Source organism: Carboxylicivirga fragile (genome assembly GCF_050589805.1).
Classification (GTDB): Bacteria; Bacteroidota; Bacteroidia; order Bacteroidales; family Marinilabiliaceae; genus Carboxylicivirga; species Carboxylicivirga fragile.
The window spans coordinates 122,373-141,486 of record NZ_JBNGOY010000002.1 but is presented as its reverse complement, the minus strand read 5'-3'; the positions used below and the strand labels follow the sequence as shown (position 1 = coordinate 141,486).

Below are 19,114 nucleotides of genomic sequence, written 5' to 3'. Positions count from 1 at the left end.
TGGCGAACTTGATAAAATAAAAGCCGCACCCTTTAAGAGATGCGGCTTTCTTGTAGAATATATTCCTTGAATCTATAATTTCTTCAATCCCTTGGTTTCGGACTTATCTTGCACTTGCGTGATACTAATGGCATAACCGCCACCAGCAGCACAATATTGACTTAATTTACTTTTGCTGCTAACCACATATTTTTTTATAACATATGCCTTTGGATTATCCTTGTAATGGGCATCCTTGGCATCAGCATATATGGTGGCGATATACTTTTCTCCTGCCGTCAGGAAATCAAATTTGAGATTGGAGTTTCGGCTGGTATCACCATTAGTTGAGCCTACATACCAATCGTTACTTCCTTTTTCTTTACGCGCATAGGTAATGTAATCGCCAGGTTCGGCTTCCAATACTTTGGTGTCGTCCCAATCGGCTGGTACATCTTTTATAAATTGGAAAGCATCCATGTATTGTTCGTAAGTATCTGGTATGTCCGCAGCCATCTGTAAAGGACTGTACATGGTAACATACAATGCCAATTGACGAGCCAGTGTACTTCTTACATATGATGTATTGTCTGGATTGTACTGACTAATATCCGTTTCGAAAATACCAGGTGTGTAATCCATTGGGCCACCAATGAGGCGTGTAAATGGCAGTATAGTGGTATGGTTTGGCGCATTTCCACCAAATGATTCGTACTCGGTACCACGTGCACTTTCGTTGCCAATCAGATTAGGATAAGTACGACACAAACCTGTTGGACGAACGGCCTCGTGAGCATTCACCATAATTTTGTATTCGGCAGCTTTAGTTACTGCGTATAGATAATGGTTCACCATCCATTGGCCATAATGTGTTTCGCCACGTGGAATAATGTCACCTACATAACCGCTCTTTACCGAGTTGTAATTGTTATCAGCCATAAACTGGTAAGCTTGATCTAAATGGCGCTCGTAGTTACGAACCGAACCAGATGTTTCGTGGTGCATCATCAAACGAACCCCTTTGCTCTTGGCATAATCACGTAATTCTTCTACATCGAAATCAGGATAAGGCGTCACAAAATCGAAAACATAATCCTTCGATTTTCCAAACCAATCTTCCCAGCCTTCGTTCCAACCTTCAACCAATACAGCATCTAAACCATGTTCAGAAGCAAAGTCGATGTGACGCTTCACATAGGCTGTGTTGGCCGCATGTTTGCCATTGGGAACTGTTTTAGAATAATCCGTTTCTCCCAGTTTTACACTAGGTAAATCGGTATATGCCCACGAGCTTTTACCTGTTATCATTTCCCACCAAACACCAATGTATTTAACAGGTGTAATCCATGAGGTATCTTCGTATTTACAAGGCTCGTTCAAATTAAGCGTTAAAGTTGATGTTAATATGTTAGCAGCATTATCACTCGCAATGACCGTACGCCATGGTGTGTTAAAAGGTGCCTGGATATACCCTTTGTTACCTTGTGCATCAGGTGTAAGGAATGATTCAAATACCAAGTTTTTGTCATCTAACTCAAGGTGCATACACGAATAATCGATCAAGGCTGCCTCGTGTAAGTTGATATATAGGCCATCGTCACTTTTCATCATAAGAGCGGTTTGCACACCTGTTTCAGAAAATTGCCTTTGTGACGCATTGGGCGTAATAGCACCTTCCATCTTAGCCCTAATTTCCGAAAGCTTTGATTTGGTATAATCGTACTCCTGTGTGTCAAAATCACCAGGAATCCAAAATGCAGTATGATCGCCTGCCATAGCAAACTGGCTGTGTTCTTCCTTAATCACAAAATATGTCAGTTTCTCTTGCTCAGGAAACTCATAGCGAAAACCAAGTCCATCGTTGAACAAGCGAAAACGGATGAGTACCTTTCTCTCCGTGTCTTTCTGCTCAAGTGTAAGCGCCAATTCGTTATAGTTGTTACGTATTTCCTTATACTCGCCCCACACCGGTTGCCAAGTTTCATCAAAACTATCGCGTTGGGTATTTACCAAAGTAAAACCATCCATTAAGTCTTCAGCATCTACTAATTCAAGTCCTAATGTGCTGGGTTTGATAATGGTTTTTCCTTTGTAGGAAAGTTGATAAACCGCTTTCCCGTCTTTAACTTCTGCTTTAAGGCTAAAGTTGTTGTCAGGCGAATTTAGTTCTTCGGCATATGTCATTGTTCCGATCATCGCAGCTAAGAAAATAAATACAAATTTCTTCATGAGCTTATATTTTAGTTTTTTGATTGATTCCTTTTTATGGCTCTAAACTACTTATTAAGTTGTTTTTATCCTTTTTAAAAGGACAAATGACCAATTTGAAAGGGCGAGCTACCTAAATTACTAAAGCTTACTGCTAAAATCAAATAAACTCAAAGTTAAACGATTGCCATAAATCTAATCCGCTAATTACGCCAATTAAACGAATTTAATTGCTTTCTGTTTTATTCCATTTTAAGTACGAAGGTGGGATTATCTTAATGAAATCGTTTTCAGGTTTAAGTCATCAACATTCATTTCGTTGATAAAATCACCGAGTCCGTAGATTCTTTTTTCTAAGATCGTGCTTCAGCCTTAGTTTTACTTCTGAAATGATTGAGGTAATGCTTATGAAACTAGACTTTGAGACCATACAATTAAAAGAAATGGATAAGGTGAAGTTGATGAATAGAACTGATCGCAAATATTGGTTCCATCGAAGCCAGTTGCCAGATCTATTGGAATCCATCAAGCATGATTATTACATTTTAAATATTGATGGAGAAAGTCAATTGCCCTATAAAACGACTTATTACGATACAGGTTCGGATAAAATGTTTGTTGATCATCACAAGGGTAAGTTGAATCGATTTAAAATTCGCAGGCGCACCTATGTTAATTCTGGTATCAGCTTTTTAGAGGTTAAATTCAAGAGTAATATCGGAAGAACCATTAAGACACGAATTACTGCAGAGCCTGAATCTTCAGACTTTACTGAGGCTGAAAATCAATTCTTAACTGAACAAACGCCTTTTGAAGTGGAAGAATTAAAAGCATCACTTTTAAACCAGTTCACTCGCCTGACGATGGTTCATAAGGGATTTAAGGAACGTTGTACCATCGATTTAAATATTCGCTTTAAAAACGGAATAAAGGAAATGCGTTTTGATGATCTGGTGATTGTAGAAATAAAAGCTGAGGCTAACTCAGGCATCTCTCCATTGGCTTTGATTCTTCGTAATCAGCGCATCAAGTCTTCTGGTTTCAGTAAATATTGTGTAGGCCGATCGGTGCTTGATACCTACTTAAAACGAAATGCCTTCAAAAATAAGATACGTCGCATTGAGAAAGTAATGCGGTCGAACGAGTTAATTAAAAACTAAGACGAATGATATTAGATATTTTGAATACTGTAGTGGCGAGCGATGTGCCCATTGAAGAAGTTGCAAGTTGGGAGGATCAGTTAAGGTTTCTTGGGATAAAATTAATAAATGTGGGTGATTTTTCGGAATTACTTGTCCGCTTTATTCTCAGTACAGGACTGATATTTTCCATTGTTCACTTTATGTATGCCAAACATAGTAAGCGCAAGGATTATTATTTCAGTTATTTGGCCATAGGTGTAATGGTATTTCTTATGTGTTTTTTGTTGAATAATGTAAAGTTAGAATTAGGATTTGCCTTAGGTCTATTCGCCATTTTTGGAATCATCAGGTATCGAACCGATGCCATCCCAATTAAAGAAATGACATATCTCTTTATTATCATCGGTGTTGCTGTTGTTAACGCTTTAGCAAGCAAAAAAGTGAGTTATGCAGAGTTACTCTTTACCAATATGGCTATCCTTTTTGGTCTATGGATTCTTGAAAAACGCTTGATGTTAAAGCAGGAACTATCGGTAAAATTGATTTATGAAAAGATTGAGAATATCCATTCGCTCAAGCACGATGAGCTATTGAATGACTTAAAAAATCGTACGGGCATCAACATCAATCGCTATGAGGTTGAGAAAATTGATTTTTTGAGAGATGTGGCTGAGTTTACACTCTATTACAATGCCAACGGGAATGATGAACAGGGTAAATTTAAATAGATTTGGCATGAAGGTAAATATAAAAACAGGTTTGATTCTTGGCTTAATATTCCTATCAGGAGGTTTAAGGGCTCAAAGTGTAGAGAACGATTTAGAGACTCGTACTTCGGTTCAAGCCAATATTAAGTTGGTGAAGAACCTGAAGTTGAAGGTGAGCCCTGAGATACGTTTTGATGAAAACTTCTCAATAAAGAAATATAATATTGAGAGTGAGTTGGTTTATAAACCATATAAGTTTCTTTTGTTGGGAGCAACATATCGTTTTATTGGTGATCCTAAAGATAACAAACCAACAGAATATCTACATCGATATGCCTTGACCGCTAAACTTAAAAAGGACTTTGGTCGATTCGAGACAGCCTTTCGCCTGCGTTATACCGATTTTGCGGATGATGATTATGAAGACGGTAGTGAGATGATGCGATACAAGGCATCTGTTGATTACGATATTGCCAAATGCAAGTTAACGCCCTACGTTGGAATTGAGGCATTTCAACAGCTTGACGGTGGTGACTTGTACAAAATGCGTTATTCCTTGGGCATGGATTACAAACTCTTTAAGAAAAATTACCTAGGAGTGAGTTATAAATTGGATTATTACATGGAATCGTTACGTAACAAGCACATTGTTAGCTTGGGATATAAAATAAAATTTTAGAATTATGAAAGAAAAAATTGTTTTAAGCTTGATGATATTCAGTCTGGCATTTATAGCTTGTCGTGATGAGGATGTTGTTAACGACCTAACAGACGAAATAGTATTCGAAGAATTAGGCGAATTATCCGATTGGACAGATGCAACACACAGTAAAGATGCAGACCTTGATTATCAAGTCGTTTTTAATCAGGATGAAGTTTTGCGTTTCGATATCTCCATTAACGCTGAAAACTGGTCATTAATGCAAAGCGATTTGGCAACTAACCTCGGTTCAACCGGGGGTGGTCCTGGAAACGGAGGAGGGCCAGGTGGCAGTGCGCCAGGCGATGTCGACTTTGACCCTATCTGGGTGCCTTGTGATTTTTATTTTGGTGATAAACAATGGTATAAGGTAGGTGTTCGTTTTAAAGGTAATTCCAGCTTGAAGAGCGCTTATCAGTCGGGTAATAATAAGTTATCGTTTAAATTAGATTTTGATGAGTTTGAAGATGATTATCCACAAATAAAGAACCAACGTTTTTATGGTTTTAAGCAGTTGAATTTAAATAACAACTACGACGATGCTTCGCTTATGCGCGAAAAAGTAGTGGCTGATTTGTTTCGCGATTTTGGCTTAATATCATCTCAAACCACTTTTTGTGCTGTGTATGTAAATCATGGTAGTGGGTCGCAATATTATGGCGTATATGCATTGGTGGAAGAAATGGACGATACGGTTATTGAAACTCAAGTTGGTGATGATTCGGGGAATCTATATAAGCCCGATGGAACAGCAGCCAGCTTTGAACAGGGAAGCTATAATGACTCTGAGATGGAGAAGAAGAGCAATGAAGATGAGGGTGATTATTCGGATGTTAAAGCACTTTGCGAGGTATTGAATAGCAGTGTAAGAACAAGTAATGCTACACAATGGAAATCTGATTTATCAGCTGTGTTAGATGTGGATGGTTTCTTGAAATGGTTGGCTGCCAATACGGTTATTCAAAATTGGGATACTTATGGGCGGATGACACATAATTATTACCTCTACAACATGCCGGAAACTGGGTTGTTAACATGGATTCCATGGGATAATAACGAGGCCTTACAAGAAGGAAAACAAGGCGGAGCATTAAGTTTAGATTTGAATGATGTGGGTAGTTCGTGGCCACTTATCTCATACTTAATCGCCGACGACGAATATGAGGCGATTTATCAGGCTTATATACGTCAGTTTGTAGACGAAGTGTTTGTGCCTGAACAATTAAATGCACTTTACGAAGCGCATTATAACTTAATAAAGGACTATGCTTATGAGGAGCAGCCTGGGTATACTTTCTTGCAGTCGAGTACTAGTTTTGATAATGCAATAAATGAACTTAAAACACACGCACAGCAGCGCAATAATGCTGTTGATGCATATTTAAATTAATAGGATTGGGTTAGGTTAGGAACAGCCACATGCCTGTGATGGGCAGTGGCTGTTTTTTCTGAGAAATGGTGATACAAACTAAAAAAAAACTAAATGGTCAACATTTAGTATGTTCAGAGTTACTATTTTTTTTGACCTGCTTTAATTGATTTATCTGGGATTAAACAGAATCCCATATTTTTTATTACACAATGGCTTAATTGAAACCAACCGTAATAAATTTGCTTGTTTTGTTCTATTTTTAATCCAAAATAAACTTCTGATGAATAAAACTCATCACCATCTGTGTAGTTTTTTAAAATCCATTTAGTTTCCATTTGATTCTGCCACTCAAAAATATCCGATTTATCAATTATGTCATTGAAATATATAAAGTCGATTTCCGGTGAAGTTTTAATGTAAGCTAATTTTATATTATCAGTCGATGGGGTTATTGATATTAGGCACTCAAGATCCAATTCGTTCATATCAAATTCTTTGGTTAGCTGAATGTCATCCACCTTGTCCCCATTAATGTCGTAGGTTAAGATTTCATTATTGAAATTTGAAACATCAATTTCAAATTCTTGATAAAGGATTTGAGATTGTGGAGATTCTTCATTTTTCTCACAATTTGTTAGAGTGAAGATTGATGCAAATACAAGAAGGTTTAGAGTAAAAGACTTCATAATTAATTGGTTTTATTACGCCAGTAGGTTATATTAATTTTAATTATTACAAGCAAAAAATGTGCCGCTTTTAATATTTATTAAGGGGTGTTGAGTCATTTTTTTTCAATACCACTAGAGCATTGTGCCTCGTACGCTTTTTTGCTAAAACTTATTTTTGATCCAGGAACTAGAATTATTAATTTCAAACTATCTCATGGGTTCAATTGATTTGTTCTAAAATAATTGTATTTGTGTTATCATTATCAATTTATGCTAAATAATTGATTGTGTAATATTAAGGCCTTTGTATTTTTCTTTTAATGTTATGGCTTCAGCTGTTTATTTTTACTTAAAATCTAAATAACTTCTCCAAATTTGTGCGGTAAGCAAAGGTAAAAGCTGTAGTACCATCTATGCTATTCGAATCTGACTTAATTTTCTTGTAGTCAATAACAAAACCATAGACCCCAATGCCGAACCCTGATGTGTTAAAACCACTGCCTCTTGATTCGGGTTCCATTAAGGTTCCTAATCGCAATGCAACATATAAGATGTCTTCGTAATTTAGTCTGAGTTCTGAACCAAGTTTATGAATTAGTTCTTTTGATTCACTAGATACTAAGGTCTTATCTGCCTGATAAGCCAGATCTGCGTTTAGCCTAAGTTTCTCAGATAAATAAAAATCGGGATTCAAAAGAATACCAATTCCGAATAAGCTGGGGATTGACGTTTTTTCCATTTCTGGCTCATCTGAATATTTAATCTTAGGCCCTATGTTTGAAAAGGCCATACCAACATGAGCGTTCAGTTTTGAGTTATTTGAAATAGAATATGATCTGTCATACTCGGCCCCTATGTTAATAGCGAAAGTATTAACGTTTTTGAAATTCATGTAAGTAGCCATGTTGTCTAAATCGCTCTTAATATATTTTATCCCAGCGCCAAAAGAAAAGTGCTCGTTTACAGTATGCGCATAGCTAAATTGATGGTAAAAGTCTCTTGGTTCAGCTGAAAAAAGAATTTGCCCTTGTTCATCCTCCATAAATATCTTACCCATATCTAATTGTTTGTAGCTATAGCCAATGGTGTTTTTAGCATTGATTGAGTAATAAGCGTTAAAGTTAGTAAGTGCTATGTCATCGCTCATATTTTCTAACCAAGGCACATTTGTGAAGCTAGCGCCTGCGTATCTGCCTTTTTTAGCCAAAAGAGCAGGATTATGAAACAGGCCAGCATCTTTATAAAAGGATGAGGATACAACAGAAATATCACCCATTGCACTCATTCTTGAATTGGTATTAATGTTTAAGAATGGTAAGGCAGTTGTTGTAACTGGATTGCTTGTATCTTGTGCAAATAAAGTGGTATTAAGTAATACCATAAATAGAATTAAAAGTTTCTTCATCGTTAGAGTTGTTATTTAAATTAGTTTAGGGTGTACTATTAATGTTCTTAAAGTTTGAGCCACAAGCAAAACAATGGTTCTTTTTTCGTATTAAAGGAAATGGAATAATAACTAAGAATGATAGTATCAGATATGGAATGTCCCATTTGTAGTCGATCGCATAGCCATAACTGACATTATCTGATTGGCAACGAGGACAGAACTTTGTCGCTGTTTCATTTCCTATTTTGTGAAACTTATCAACTAAATCTTTATCCAGAAAGTAAGTTGTTGGTCTTGGACGTAGATATTTAAAGAAATTTCTTTCAAAGTCGAATAGCTCGAAAAAAAACTGTTCCCATTCAAACTTGAAAGCTTTCTTGGTTAAAGCGGCAAACTCCTTTTCGTCAGTTATAGTATCGGCAATATCTTGAGGCGATAAACTATCCCATTTAATTGATTTTTCTTGATCAAGAAAATTAGCATCTTGTCTAAACTTGTATTTCAGCTCTAATATTTTGTTTTGACGAGCAGCTACCGAATCAAGAGCGGTTTTGATATCATATTGACCTTGCTCATCAGCAAGGTGACCATCTTTAATTGCGCTCATGATATTGATGGCTTTCTCAACTTGATCGAATGGGACCTTTAGTTTAACGCCACCAATTGCAACTGCTTTAAAAGGATCAACCCACACAATGTTTTCATCATAGATGAATGCATCCAGTCCATCACTCTCTAATCGCCCTCTTAAAATGTGGCAATCAATTGGGCTATTTGATACGAATACTGTCTTTAATTCCATTTGGTTTATAGGGCTCTCGGGTTTATTCTCACTCTGAGGCGATAGTAATTAGCATACTCGAAATATCAGAACCTCTTCTTACTATATCATCAGTATTAATCAGTCCATCACCATTTAAATCTTCAAACACAGTGTTTTGAACAGCTAACTCAATAATATATGTATCAGCTTCCAGATAAATATGACTTGGGACCTTTAATGTTGATACATTACCATCTCCAAAATTCCACATGTAAAAGCTTGCGTTTTCCGAGCAATTTGTAAAAATAACTTCTTCATTTATTTTTATTTCACCTTCGTTAGTGATTCCTTGACATGCTTTTATGGTTAGGTTATCTTCCAGTTCACAGCCTAGAATGATAAGGCTTAATATTGTAATTAATATTTGTTTCATTTATGATTTAAGGTTTCGATTATCAATTACCTTTATTACTTCTTCAATTTCATTAATTGGCATTTTTGTAACACTTCTTTTATTTTCTGATCTTAAATCTCATCAAGCTTTTTTACAGTGAATTCATTCTCTGTGTTTCCCGTATTTACAGTAGTATCTGGTTCAAATAAAAGCACCTTTACTTCGCCAAGAGCCATTGGTTTATGATTGGTGCCTTTTGGAATAATCACAAATTCACCTGCGTTTATTTGCAGTGTTTTATCATCTAATTCCATCATTAGCTTACCTTCAATCACTAGAAACATTTCGTCTTCGTGCTCGTGTTGATGAAGCATAAACTCGCCTTTGAACTTAGCCAACTTAACCAGTTGTCCATTTAGCTCTCCCACAATTTTCGGATTCCAATAATCAGAAAATGCATCAAATTTGTCTTTTAGATTAACTGTTTTAATAGTCAAAGTCCTTATCCTTTAAAGATCATATGGCCTGCATAATAAAACAAATAGCCAATAAAAACTATAATACTTGTTCTAAGAAACCACATTGATCGCCTGTAATGTGCATATTTAAGAATACGCCTTTTACACAACTCCTTGAACAATATCAAATAACTCTCATTGTAATTGAATATATGATCAAAATTGAATTGATCAACTTGACTCTCAGACATCAGCCAGAAACTATTATTTGTAGCTCTTTCTTTTTTGCCACTTTTTTTAAAATCCCATAATAATTGCCATCCTTTAACCGGTCGGATGGTTAAAATAAGAAAGATAAAAGATAATAGTAGAAGAATACCAAGTATAACATTTATAAGCGTTGGTACACTAAAGAATGATATTAATGATTTTATTAATTCATTACTGCCAAATAGAATTGCAAAAAAGGCAATTAAGATTGATGCTTTCGTATCGACCATTTTGATTCTTTCTTCTGTTTGTTGAATCAAAAACTTTATATGCTCCAAGTCCTTCGCTTTTTCATTTTTTTTCTTCCGTTTTTTTTTATTTATTCGATTGATTATTATACTTCATTCATTTGATAGTATTTATATAAAAAGCATTACCCTACTGTACCGTTTTAATATGCTCTTCAATGAAATTCTCATAGACTTGTACCAACTGATTCTCATTTGCAATAACATTACGTATATATAGCATACATAACTGTTTGCTTTCTTCGGTCTAAACAAAAAGGTTTGGATACAAGTAATTACTAAGTTTATCCATGTTAGTATCAATGAGCTGAGATAAAATATTCATTTGGATGAGTGTTGACATCATTTTTTTCATAATGTTAGGTTGGTTTAATGGGTTAGCAAGATACTAATTATTTCAAGCTATAATTAATAATATAAGAACGTAATTAATATAGCTTAATGCTAATTCCACCATACATATTAAATGGTAAAGCCGGGTAGTAATATCGAGGCTGCTTATTGCCAAAAGAAGGTGCATTGATGAGCACCATAGAGGCATAGTGCTTGTTTAGAATATTATTGGCACCAATGTAGAGTTGACCTGTAAATGCTCCCAAAGTAAAGGCCTGACTGATTTTACCAACAAGTACTCCAAAACCCACGTAGCGTTTACTATTATCATCTCTTAGGTATTGCTCTCCCCAATGTTGATAGTTAAGATGGATGTTCGTTCTATTGATCCTATAGTTGACACCTAAATAGGCCGAAAATTTTGGAATGCCTGGTAAGTCATTGCCCTTATAATTATTGCCCTTGTCAATAAATTCTTCAAAGGTATTTATAGATTGCGAGTAGGATGAACTGAGCAAAAGCTCAGAAGAATTGCCAAACATGATGCTCTGTTTAAACTGCGCTTCAATACCTCGATGAATCGTTTTACCTGCATTAATTCCATAAAATTGCTCTTCACTTTCCCGTTTAGTAACCAGCAGATTCGACATATGCATCCAGTAGGCCGTCAATTCAGCATTGGTTTTATCATTTTCAGAATTGAAGCGATAACCCAGATCAAAATGTAAACCTTCCTCGGGCTTTATTGCTTCATTAAACGATCCGTCCGGCATTTGAGCTTCTTCAACCGAAGGGGTAGAGAAGCCATGGCCTGCGGCCGCATATAAATGAGAAGATAAACTGAGTTGGTAATTCAGGCCCATACGTGGAGAGAACACAAAAGGGTAATAATGATTAAGCTTAGTATTTGTTTTAAGATCTTGATGTTGGTATCGGGTTTGGTTGATGTTGAGAGCGGTCTGTACCAGTAGTTTATCCTGCACGGTATATTCAGCCAGGCCAAATATGTTAACGTATTGCCGTTTTATTTTTGCCTCACTTAATAGTTGGCCATCATTTGACTCTTTTACACCATACAGGTTCACGTTATTATTTTCGATCATGAGTTCAAAGCCGGCTTCCAAACGAAGTGAATGGTGAGAATAGGACAATTGGTCTCTTAAGCCAATTGACTTTTTTGATTCATCAAGTTGGTTAAAGGGGCGTAATTCATCCAGATTTGAAAAAGTACTGAATAAAGCAACAGAATGATAGAATTTGGAATTAATTTGTGTAGCTAATTCAAGGCTGGCAATATGTCGATTGGCCTCTTCATATCCACGTATTGCTGCCCACGACGCAGCTGCTTTTTCAGGCGTATTATAAAAATCAGTACTGTCCAAGGAGCTAGGTATTTGTCCGTTTAGATAGCGATAGTTATACAAATAATGCAGGGTGTTTTTGCCCAGAAAATACTTTCCTTTCAAACTTATATTATAGCGTTTGTATTTGCTATTGTTTCGATAGCCATTGCTCGATAAGTGACTAGTCGAAATGGTAGTGAATCCTTTTTGATGTTTTAAATTGGCCGATAGTTGATTTGAGAAAGTGGTGTAATTGGCTACCTCACTTTGAAAATTGATTTGGTTTTTACTTGGAGTAGATATCCAGGGATCGATTAAAATGACACCGCCTAAGCCCGCTCCGTATAAAGCTGATGAAGGTCCTTTTAGTACTTGAAGAGCAGGAATGTCATTGAAGCTAATATCTTCTATTGAGGTCACTCCATCACCATCGGTTAAAGGGATATTCCCCCAGTAGGCTTTTATCCGATTACTATTATAAGGCGTGCGCGAACCAATACCACGAATGGTGATACGGTTGGTACTTAAGGTGCCTTGCTGCATTAAAACACCCGGTACCTTGTTGAGTTGTTGTGCCAGTATATAAGAGTTTCCCCTTGTTAACTCCAATGAATCTATTCCAGCCACACTTCCCGGCCATTGTTTGATAGATAACACATTAATGGGTGCATTAACTGTTATTTCATCAAGCTTGTAACGATGAGCTAAGGTGTCTGTTTGTGAAATTGAACTTATCTGTGCCTGGCTAATAAATGCCAGCAGTAATAAGCAGCAAGTAATAAGTAATCGATAGGCTTTCAGTATTATACCCATTTATTGAGCTTAGAATTAGATGGCATTATTGCGGAATGAGTTTTAAAATTTTACCGGGCTTTTCAACAGCCACATAAATGTATCCATCAGGACTCATTTCTACATTCCTAACCCGACCGATATCTTCAAGTAGCTTTTCTTCATGTATTACTTTGTCTCCATCCAATACAACCCGATGCAGATACTTAAAGCGAAGTGAGCCAGTGAGAATATTGTTTTTCCAGTTAGGATAGCGGTCGCCTTTAACAAAGGTCATGCCGCATGGCGCGATGCTTGGAACCCAATAGTGTAAAGGTTGTTCCATGCCCACTTTGGCTGTATCGTTGGTAAAAGTGGTACCATTGTAGTTGATGCCAAATGAGATGACAGGCCAACCATAGTTTTTACCTGCTTCAATACGATTTATCTCATCGCCACCTTTTGGCCCATGCTCATCGGTCCAAATTTGACCTGTTTCGGGGTGCATACATACGCCTTGCGGATTGCGGTGGCCATAGGAATAGATGGAAGCACGAGCATTTTTATTGCTTATAAAAGGATTATCAACTGGAACCGTTCCATCATCATGGATGCGATGAATCTTACCACAGTCGTTATCCAAACTCTGGGGGTTTCTATCACGATTACCTCTATCGCCAACAGAGAAATACAGGTAACCATCCTTGTCAAATTCTAATTTGCAGCCATAATGGTGGCGTTTATCTGTTTCGGGCGTAGCTTTAAAAATAACCTCATTGTCAATAAGTTGTTGGCCTTGTAAGCGAGCACGCATTATAGCAGTATTTGCTTTTTTGTCATCTGCGTCACTAGGTCTTGAATAAGCCAGGTAAATCCACCCATTATTATTGTAATCAGGGTGCAATTCTAAATCGAGTAAACCACCCTGACCTTTGGCTAGTACTTTTGGCACATTACCAACTTTAGTCAATTGGCCTTCCGGGGTAAGTATTAGTAAATCACCATTGCGTTCCGAAATCAATAAACTGCCATCTGGTAGAAACTCAAGTCCCCAGGGAATATCCAGTCCATCAACAATTGTTTCTATTTTAAAGTTTTGTTCTTCACTTTTAATAAGTTCGCTTTCCGACGCTATATCAGTATTCGTGTTATTCTTCTGTAAGCTGAGCGACAGGACGTATGAGCTCAATAGCTCAATTTGTTCATCACTTAAACCTTGACTAAAGGCAGGCATGCCGTAGGACACTCTACCATGTTTTATGCTATTGCTTATTTCATCTTTAGATGAACCAAATAGCCATTGTCTTTGGGTAAAAGGAGACTTGTTCTCGTTGTGGCAACCAACACAGTAATTATTATAAAGAACTTGCCCTTCATCCTTAAGTTGTTCTTTTTTCTTTTTGGACGAGCAACTTATGTTAATGGCAAAAAGAGCAATGAGGATATAACTTATCTGTTTCATGTCATTAAAGTTTGATGGAAACCTCCTTTAATAACAAGCAGAAAAGTATTTTGTTATGAAACTGGTTCTTAATAACCTGAGTTCGACATAAAATTGTTAGCTCAGATCGCTTATAATTCTTCGACTACCATCACAACCTGGAAACCAACTCTTGGATCGGGTAGTTGAAATTTTCTAACGCCATGCTTTACCTACTTTTTAAATAATGAAAAAAGTTAATGCCATTCCACTTAAATGCACATTTTTTTTGACTGATTGTGCTATGTAATATTATCTTTACGACCCTAAAAAAATAAAAGAGATGATATCTAAAATATTACGATTTGTTATAGCGGCACTAGCAATGGCCGCAGCGGTTTGGCAGTTTATTGAGGGAAATATCGGAACGGGATTATTGTTGGTGTTTTTATCTGGCTTGGCAGTTTTAAGTTATTTCAAAAATGAGAAATTAGTAATGGCATTCTGGTTTGTACGCAAAGAGAAACTAGCCACGGCAGGGAAGTTTTTGGCAATGCTTAAAAAGCCTGAGGAAAGTTTAATTAAGCGACAACTGGCCTATTATTATTTCCTAAATGGTGTTGTGAATAGTCAGGTAAACCTAAACGAAGCAGAAAAATTCTTTAAAAAGGCCATTTCAACCGGATTAAAGATGGATCATGATGTAGCAATGGCCAAATTACAATTGGCAGCTGCAGCTATGCAAAAGCGTCAAAAAGGAGTTGCTAAGAAATACCTGGCCGATGTGAAGAAATTGGATAAGAGCAAGGCATTTCGTGAGCAAGTGAAGATGTTACAAGCTAACTTAAGTAGAATATAAAATAAAAAATGCTGCTGGCTGTTAGCTAGCAGCCAGCAGCTTTTTTCAATGACTATCAATCCCTTCAATCATTCTCACACAATGCATAAAGGTCTTGAATATTTCATCAGCATATTCTTTCGCTGCTTTGGGGCTTCCTGGAATGGCGTAGATTAATGTTTTGGACGCTAAGCCTGCAACACTTCTACTTAATAAAGCACCTGGTTTGCCTTGTCCATATTTCATGCGAATCATCTCCATGATACCTGGTATCTCCTTATCTATTATTTTACGAACTGTTTCAGGAGTAATGTCTTTGGGACCAATACCCGTACCTCCGGTAATAAATACAATGTCGATACTATCGCCAATGCTACTGTGAAGCGTGGTTTCCAACATGCGGCTATCGTCGGGTAAAATTAGGTTTGAAATCTCAACAGGATATTGTTGTTTCTCGAAATATTCGGCAGATAGTTTATTCAGCAAGGGGCCACTTTTGTCATGATACACGCCGGCGTAGGCTCTGTCGCTCATGGTAATAATCTGACATTTGAAGGTACGTGGAAAATACATAAAAGAATCATCGGCTTGTAAAGTACCACCTTTTAATACACGCGCAAAAATGCCCTCTTTGGGCATCACACAGTTACCAACCTCTTTAAAGATGTTGCAATTATCGCCATGGCATTTCTTACCAATTTGTGTTACCTCTAACTCTATGTTTTGCCCTATCAACTTATCAAAAGGACGAAGTTTATGCAACTCTATTCCACTGGTTGTGATGTTCTCGGCAAACTCGCCAGGCTTAATCTCTCGTTTGGCGTCCTTCTCAAACTTCTTCACGCTTTCGGTAGCCAATAAACTGACTTGACGGTGCCAGGGGCCACTGTGTGCATCACCTATAACACCATTGGCATCAAGCGTGATTTGATCTTGCGGTTTTTTAACAGTGCCTTTCTTTTCGGAAGTATTAACAGCTAAAACTTTTATTTGCATGATATAATTGTATTATTTTATCGCCAGAATTGGGTTACTATTTTTTCTTTTTCTCAAGTAGCTTGATGTCAGTGATCACCATGTTTTTATCCACTGCTTTACACATGTCGTAGACAGTAAGTAAAGCCACATTAACCGCAGTAAGAGCTTCCATCTCTACACCTGTTTCTCCTTTGCATTTTACTTCGGAATGAACATAAACGCCTTTGCTTTTAAGTTCGCATGTCACAGCTACTTTACTCAATAGAAGTGTATGACAAAGTGGAATTAAATCAGAACATCTTTTGGCGGCTTGTATGCCAGCTATTTCAGCTACCGTAAGCACATCGCCTTTTTTATTGTTGTTCTCCTTTATTTGCTCTAATGTTTCTTCGTTGAGTTGAATAAAACCACAGGCTTTGGCACTTCGTTTCTGAATGGCTTTATCGCCCACATCTACCATGTTGGCTTTTCCTTTTTTATCTATGTGTGATAGTTTATTTTTCATGTTTATTAAATAGTATCAAGATATAAGTATTAAGATAAAAGATAAATTAACGCAGAGGCGCAAAGACACAGAGGTTTTATATTTTTATTTCGCACCATATGTTTAGTTCTAATTTTGTTAATAGTGTCAAGTGTTTCATTTTTTTAACCACCTATTTGATTAAAGCGACCACTTTTATTTTTTGTTCCCGATTTAGGTTTGTTGGTTATGGCTTGATTAAATGCTTCATTATTTCCCAGCGTTTTGGTATTGTAGCCAGCCTCATTAAATAAGCAAGGCTTAAAGGTGCCATCGGCGGTCAGGCGTATTCGGTTGCAGGTATCGCATTTGCCACCTTCACCACCCTCAACCTTCGAAAAGGAACCATCTTCAAGATTCATCTGATGAATGTAACGGATGGATAAATTATTAGCCTTACAAAAAGCAGCTACTTCCTTGGCATCGGGTTCATCGCCCGAATTACGAACCACACAATTTATCTTTACTGGATTTAATCCTGCTGCCTGAGCAGCGCTAATGCCTGCAAATACTTTGTTGATATCGCCACCTCGTGTTATGTGTTTAAATTTCTTGGCATCCATAGTGTCGAGGCTGATATTAACGCGCTGTAAGCCGGCATCCTTTAGATCTGTTGCCATCGCCTCAAGTAAAATACCATTGGTGGTCATGGCCAAATCATCAACGCCTTCGATATTTGCAATCATTTGAACCAGGTTAACGATGCCTTTTCGCACTAAGGGTTCACCTCCTGTTAAGCGAATCTTTGTAACACCTTGTTCAACACTCAGTCGCACCAAATCTTCTATTTCTTCAAAGCTCAGAATATCTTCGTGCGCTATCATATCAATGCCTTCCTCGGGCATGCAATAGCGGCAACGAAGGTTACAACGATCGGTGACCGAGATACGTAAATAATTTATATGTCGCTTAAAAGGGTCTAACATACACGCTTTCTCCTTTTTTTAATGAGTTTATATTGATGGGTATCTCAAGCAAGGCATTGGCTTCAGTTATCGCTTGCATGTGGGCAGAACCGTGATATTCGATTGTTTTAACCTGTCCTTCTTCATTAATGATGACAGGCAATAGCTCGTAACGATCGCTTTTCTTACGCGAATAGTCACATGCCATCTGTGATTTAATGCGTAAGGCTTGATGTGTACTCCCTGCAAAAGCTTTTAATATCCACTGGCCGCATTCTTCAAATTGTATAAGTGTGGAAACAGGGTTGCCCGGAAGGCCCAGTATTACTTTATTCTCTTTGCTAGCAAAAAGGGTATGTTTGCCTGGTTTAGCATGCAGTTTTGAGAAATGAATATCAAAACCTAGTTCTTCAACAATGGCGGGAATATAATCGTAATCGCCAACCGACACGCCGCCCGTAATAAGCAATAAATCATTGGCAGTGATGGCTTCGCTTATGTTTGTTTTTAGTAAGTCATAGTCATCAACACTAACACCATAATTATTAGCTACTATGCCCAACTCGTTTAAACGTGATGTTAGTTGATGGCCATTGCTATTGTATATTTGCCCCTCTTGCAAAGCGTTACCAGGTTCAACCAATTCGCTGCCTGAAGAGATGATGCCGACCTTTGCCTGTTGGTAAACATTTACTTCACTTATGCCCGAGGAAGCCAGTAATGCTATTTGAGGTGATTTGATGATGCTACCAGCCTTCAGTAATACATCACCTGGCTTTAGGTCGTTGCCCTTGGGGCTGATGTTTGATTTTGTTTTATCCTTCGTGAAGCGAATTGTATTTTCATCTATGCTTTCGCTGTGTTCCACCATGATAACTGTATCTGCGCCTTTGGGCACAGGTGCGCCAGTCATGATACGCAAACATTCTCCCTTATTAAGTGTGATATTTGAGCTTTCGCCTGCAGCAATGGTGCCAAGTACTTTTAGTGGTTCAGATAAATCCTCTAAGCGGCATGCAAAACCATCCATGGCCGAACGGTTAAAGGGCGGGATAAACACCGTAGCTATGACCTCAGAACTTAAATTACGCCCTATGGCCAGATGGGGAGGTAGTTTTTCTGTACTTAGAGCTGTAACAACACTTTCAACAATGGCTTTGGCCTCATCGATGCTAATTATTTTATTTGCCAACTGTTCTTTTCCCATCTGATTGTACTTGGAGGGTTAATAATTCTATTTTGCTGCGATTGCTGTGTGCTAAAGGGAAAATCCCAGGCGCAAGTTTTGTCGCTATTGCTATGATCTTCCACATAAAAGGCCAGGCCGGGTTTAATAAATCGACCAATGGCGGATGATTCACAAATAACAGGCTGATCAGCTTTGATATTTTCTTTCAACCATTGAAGTAAATCAGGTAAAAAGGCATCATTATTTAATTGGGCATAATAGGCAAGGGCAGCACCGGCTTTCAGCATGCGTGCACTATCTTTCGATGAATTACGATTGGTTTCCAAGCCAATCATCCATTGTTTGTTTTTACCTGCAAGCTGTTCAATGTCTTCGTTAATTGCATGTGCATGCGATGCAATTTTAAGAGCGATGACATCATGCTGTTTGGCAAGCTCGCGTATACACAGTTCGCTTAGCCATGTTTTACCAACATTTCGACCATTTCCGGCAATGAGCAGATAATTATTTAATACCAT

Annotated in this window: 19 protein-coding genes; 5 read left to right on the top strand and 14 right to left on the bottom strand. The window is 37.5% G+C overall.

The genetic code is table 11. The features are described from left to right. Positions 1-72: 72 nt before the first annotated feature. On the bottom strand, positions 73-2,208 hold the full coding sequence (locus ACRD7B_RS01595) for a glycoside hydrolase family 97 protein (protein WP_430822697.1): 2,136 nt from the start codon (positions 2,206-2,208) through the stop codon (positions 73-75). Positions 2,209-2,594: 386 nt separating this feature from the next. On the opposite strand from ACRD7B_RS01595, the gene ACRD7B_RS01590 reads away from it, so the two are divergent. Genes ACRD7B_RS01590 through ACRD7B_RS01575 form a run of 4 tightly spaced genes read left to right on the top strand, consistent with a single transcriptional unit; the run spans position 2,595 to position 6,126 of the window. Continuing rightward, entirely contained in the window at positions 2,595-3,347 is a 753-nt protein-coding gene (locus ACRD7B_RS01590) for a polyphosphate polymerase domain-containing protein (protein ID WP_430822696.1), read from the top strand. A gap of 5 nt (positions 3,348-3,352) precedes the next feature. Then, the gene (locus ACRD7B_RS01585) at positions 3,353-4,057 is read left to right on the top strand and encodes a DUF4956 domain-containing protein (RefSeq protein ID WP_430822695.1); all 705 of its coding nucleotides are present in this window, start codon (positions 3,353-3,355) and stop codon (positions 4,055-4,057) included. 7 nt (positions 4,058-4,064) lie between these two features. Next, on the top strand, positions 4,065-4,715 hold the full coding sequence (locus ACRD7B_RS01580) for a DUF2490 domain-containing protein (protein WP_430822694.1): 651 nt from the start codon (positions 4,065-4,067) through the stop codon (positions 4,713-4,715). A gap of 4 nt (positions 4,716-4,719) precedes the next feature. Further along, positions 4,720-6,126: a CotH kinase family protein gene (locus ACRD7B_RS01575; protein ID WP_430822693.1), complete on the top strand. Its 1,407-nt coding sequence runs from the start codon at positions 4,720-4,722 to the stop codon at positions 6,124-6,126. A gap of 122 nt (positions 6,127-6,248) precedes the next feature. On the opposite strand, the gene ACRD7B_RS01570 is transcribed toward ACRD7B_RS01575, so the two are convergent. The 8 genes from ACRD7B_RS01570 to ACRD7B_RS01535 form a co-directional block, all read right to left on the bottom strand. After that, complete coding sequence (locus ACRD7B_RS01570) at positions 6,249-6,794, bottom strand: hypothetical protein (RefSeq protein ID WP_430822692.1); 546 nt, start codon at positions 6,792-6,794, stop codon at positions 6,249-6,251. A gap of 331 nt (positions 6,795-7,125) precedes the next feature. After that, entirely contained in the window at positions 7,126-8,181 is a 1,056-nt protein-coding gene (locus ACRD7B_RS01565) for a PorV/PorQ family protein (RefSeq protein WP_430822691.1), read from the bottom strand. Between the two features lie 25 nt (positions 8,182-8,206). After that, positions 8,207-8,965 carry a putative signal transducing protein gene (locus ACRD7B_RS01560; RefSeq protein ID WP_430822690.1) on the bottom strand — a complete coding sequence of 253 codons (759 nt, stop codon included), beginning with the start codon at positions 8,963-8,965 and terminating at the stop codon, positions 8,207-8,209. Positions 8,966-8,993: 28 nt separating this feature from the next. Next, positions 8,994-9,359, bottom strand: coding sequence for a PKD domain-containing protein (locus ACRD7B_RS01555; RefSeq protein ID WP_430822689.1), 366 nt, complete (start codon positions 9,357-9,359; stop codon positions 8,994-8,996). 92 nt (positions 9,360-9,451) lie between these two features. Beyond that, positions 9,452-9,817 carry a cupin domain-containing protein gene (locus tag ACRD7B_RS01550; protein WP_430822688.1) on the bottom strand — a complete coding sequence of 122 codons (366 nt, stop codon included), beginning with the start codon at positions 9,815-9,817 and terminating at the stop codon, positions 9,452-9,454. A 5-nt stretch (positions 9,818-9,822) separates the two neighbouring features. Beyond that, a complete protein-coding gene (locus tag ACRD7B_RS01545; protein WP_489685653.1) occupies positions 9,823-10,308 on the bottom strand; it encodes a Pycsar system effector family protein in 486 nt (161 codons plus the stop codon). Between the two features lie 416 nt (positions 10,309-10,724). Next, positions 10,725-12,785: a TonB-dependent receptor gene (locus tag ACRD7B_RS01540; RefSeq protein ID WP_430822686.1), complete on the bottom strand. Its 2,061-nt coding sequence runs from the start codon at positions 12,783-12,785 to the stop codon at positions 10,725-10,727. 25 nt (positions 12,786-12,810) lie between these two features. Continuing rightward, on the bottom strand, positions 12,811-14,205 hold the full coding sequence (locus ACRD7B_RS01535) for a PQQ-dependent sugar dehydrogenase (RefSeq protein ID WP_430822685.1): 1,395 nt from the start codon (positions 14,203-14,205) through the stop codon (positions 12,811-12,813). 301 nt (positions 14,206-14,506) lie between these two features. On the opposite strand from ACRD7B_RS01535, the gene ACRD7B_RS01530 reads away from it, so the two are divergent. After that, the gene (locus tag ACRD7B_RS01530) at positions 14,507-15,022 is read left to right on the top strand and encodes a tetratricopeptide repeat protein (protein ID WP_430822684.1); all 516 of its coding nucleotides are present in this window, start codon (positions 14,507-14,509) and stop codon (positions 15,020-15,022) included. A gap of 45 nt (positions 15,023-15,067) precedes the next feature. On the opposite strand, the gene ACRD7B_RS01525 is transcribed toward ACRD7B_RS01530, so the two are convergent. The 5 genes from ACRD7B_RS01525 to ACRD7B_RS01505 all read right to left on the bottom strand — a co-directional run bounded on the left by ACRD7B_RS01525 (position 15,068) and on the right by ACRD7B_RS01505 (position 19,114). Beyond that, positions 15,068-15,997: a molybdenum cofactor synthesis domain-containing protein gene (locus ACRD7B_RS01525; RefSeq protein WP_430822683.1), complete on the bottom strand. Its 930-nt coding sequence runs from the start codon at positions 15,995-15,997 to the stop codon at positions 15,068-15,070. A gap of 37 nt (positions 15,998-16,034) precedes the next feature. After that, complete coding sequence (gene moaC / locus ACRD7B_RS01520; protein WP_430822682.1) at positions 16,035-16,484, bottom strand: cyclic pyranopterin monophosphate synthase MoaC; 450 nt, start codon at positions 16,482-16,484, stop codon at positions 16,035-16,037. Between the two features lie 143 nt (positions 16,485-16,627). Then, positions 16,628-17,428, bottom strand: a complete 801-nt coding sequence (locus tag ACRD7B_RS01515; RefSeq protein ID WP_430822681.1) for a GTP 3',8-cyclase MoaA — start codon at positions 17,426-17,428, stop codon at positions 16,628-16,630. Further along, the gene (locus ACRD7B_RS01510) at positions 17,412-18,614 is read right to left on the bottom strand and encodes a molybdopterin molybdotransferase MoeA (protein ID WP_430822680.1); all 1,203 of its coding nucleotides are present in this window, start codon (positions 18,612-18,614) and stop codon (positions 17,412-17,414) included. Before ACRD7B_RS01510 ends, ACRD7B_RS01515 begins: the two co-directional genes overlap by 17 nt. Continuing rightward, positions 18,584-19,114, bottom strand: coding sequence for a hypothetical protein (locus tag ACRD7B_RS01505; RefSeq protein ID WP_430822679.1), 531 nt, complete (start codon positions 19,112-19,114; stop codon positions 18,584-18,586). The genes ACRD7B_RS01510 and ACRD7B_RS01505 overlap by 31 nt, the downstream gene beginning before the upstream one ends.

Excerpts from the sequence above, each read along its gene's own strand:
- ACRD7B_RS01510 (WP_430822680.1), bottom strand. The coding sequence starts at position 18,614 with ATGGGAAAAGAACAGTTGGCAAATAAAATAATTAGCATCGATGAGGCC.
- ACRD7B_RS01560 (WP_430822690.1), bottom strand. The coding sequence starts at position 8,965 with ATGGAATTAAAGACAGTATTCGTATCAAATAGCCCAATTGATTGCCAC.
- ACRD7B_RS01535 (WP_430822685.1), bottom strand. The coding sequence starts at position 14,205 with ATGAAACAGATAAGTTATATCCTCATTGCTCTTTTTGCCATTAACATA.
- ACRD7B_RS01505 (WP_430822679.1), bottom strand. The coding sequence starts at position 19,114 with ATGGTATTAAATAATTATCTGCTCATTGCCGGAAATGGTCGAAATGTT.
- ACRD7B_RS01555 (WP_430822689.1), bottom strand. The coding sequence starts at position 9,359 with ATGAAACAAATATTAATTACAATATTAAGCCTTATCATTCTAGGCTGT.
- ACRD7B_RS01540 (WP_430822686.1), bottom strand. The coding sequence starts at position 12,785 with ATGGGTATAATACTGAAAGCCTATCGATTACTTATTACTTGCTGCTTA.
- ACRD7B_RS01565 (WP_430822691.1), bottom strand. The coding sequence starts at position 8,181 with ATGAAGAAACTTTTAATTCTATTTATGGTATTACTTAATACCACTTTA.
- ACRD7B_RS01515 (WP_430822681.1), bottom strand. The coding sequence starts at position 17,428 with ATGTTAGACCCTTTTAAGCGACATATAAATTATTTACGTATCTCGGTC.
- ACRD7B_RS01570 (WP_430822692.1), bottom strand. The coding sequence starts at position 6,794 with ATGAAGTCTTTTACTCTAAACCTTCTTGTATTTGCATCAATCTTCACT.
- ACRD7B_RS01580 (WP_430822694.1), top strand. The coding sequence starts at position 4,065 with ATGAAGGTAAATATAAAAACAGGTTTGATTCTTGGCTTAATATTCCTA.
- ACRD7B_RS01525 (WP_430822683.1), bottom strand. The coding sequence starts at position 15,997 with ATGCAAATAAAAGTTTTAGCTGTTAATACTTCCGAAAAGAAAGGCACT.
- ACRD7B_RS01585 (WP_430822695.1), top strand. The coding sequence starts at position 3,353 with ATGATATTAGATATTTTGAATACTGTAGTGGCGAGCGATGTGCCCATT.
- moaC (WP_430822682.1), bottom strand. The coding sequence starts at position 16,484 with ATGAAAAATAAACTATCACACATAGATAAAAAAGGAAAAGCCAACATG.
- ACRD7B_RS01575 (WP_430822693.1), top strand. The coding sequence starts at position 4,720 with ATGAAAGAAAAAATTGTTTTAAGCTTGATGATATTCAGTCTGGCATTT.
- ACRD7B_RS01595 (WP_430822697.1), bottom strand. The coding sequence starts at position 2,208 with ATGAAGAAATTTGTATTTATTTTCTTAGCTGCGATGATCGGAACAATG.
- ACRD7B_RS01530 (WP_430822684.1), top strand. The coding sequence starts at position 14,507 with ATGATATCTAAAATATTACGATTTGTTATAGCGGCACTAGCAATGGCC.
- ACRD7B_RS01590 (WP_430822696.1), top strand. The coding sequence starts at position 2,595 with ATGAAACTAGACTTTGAGACCATACAATTAAAAGAAATGGATAAGGTG.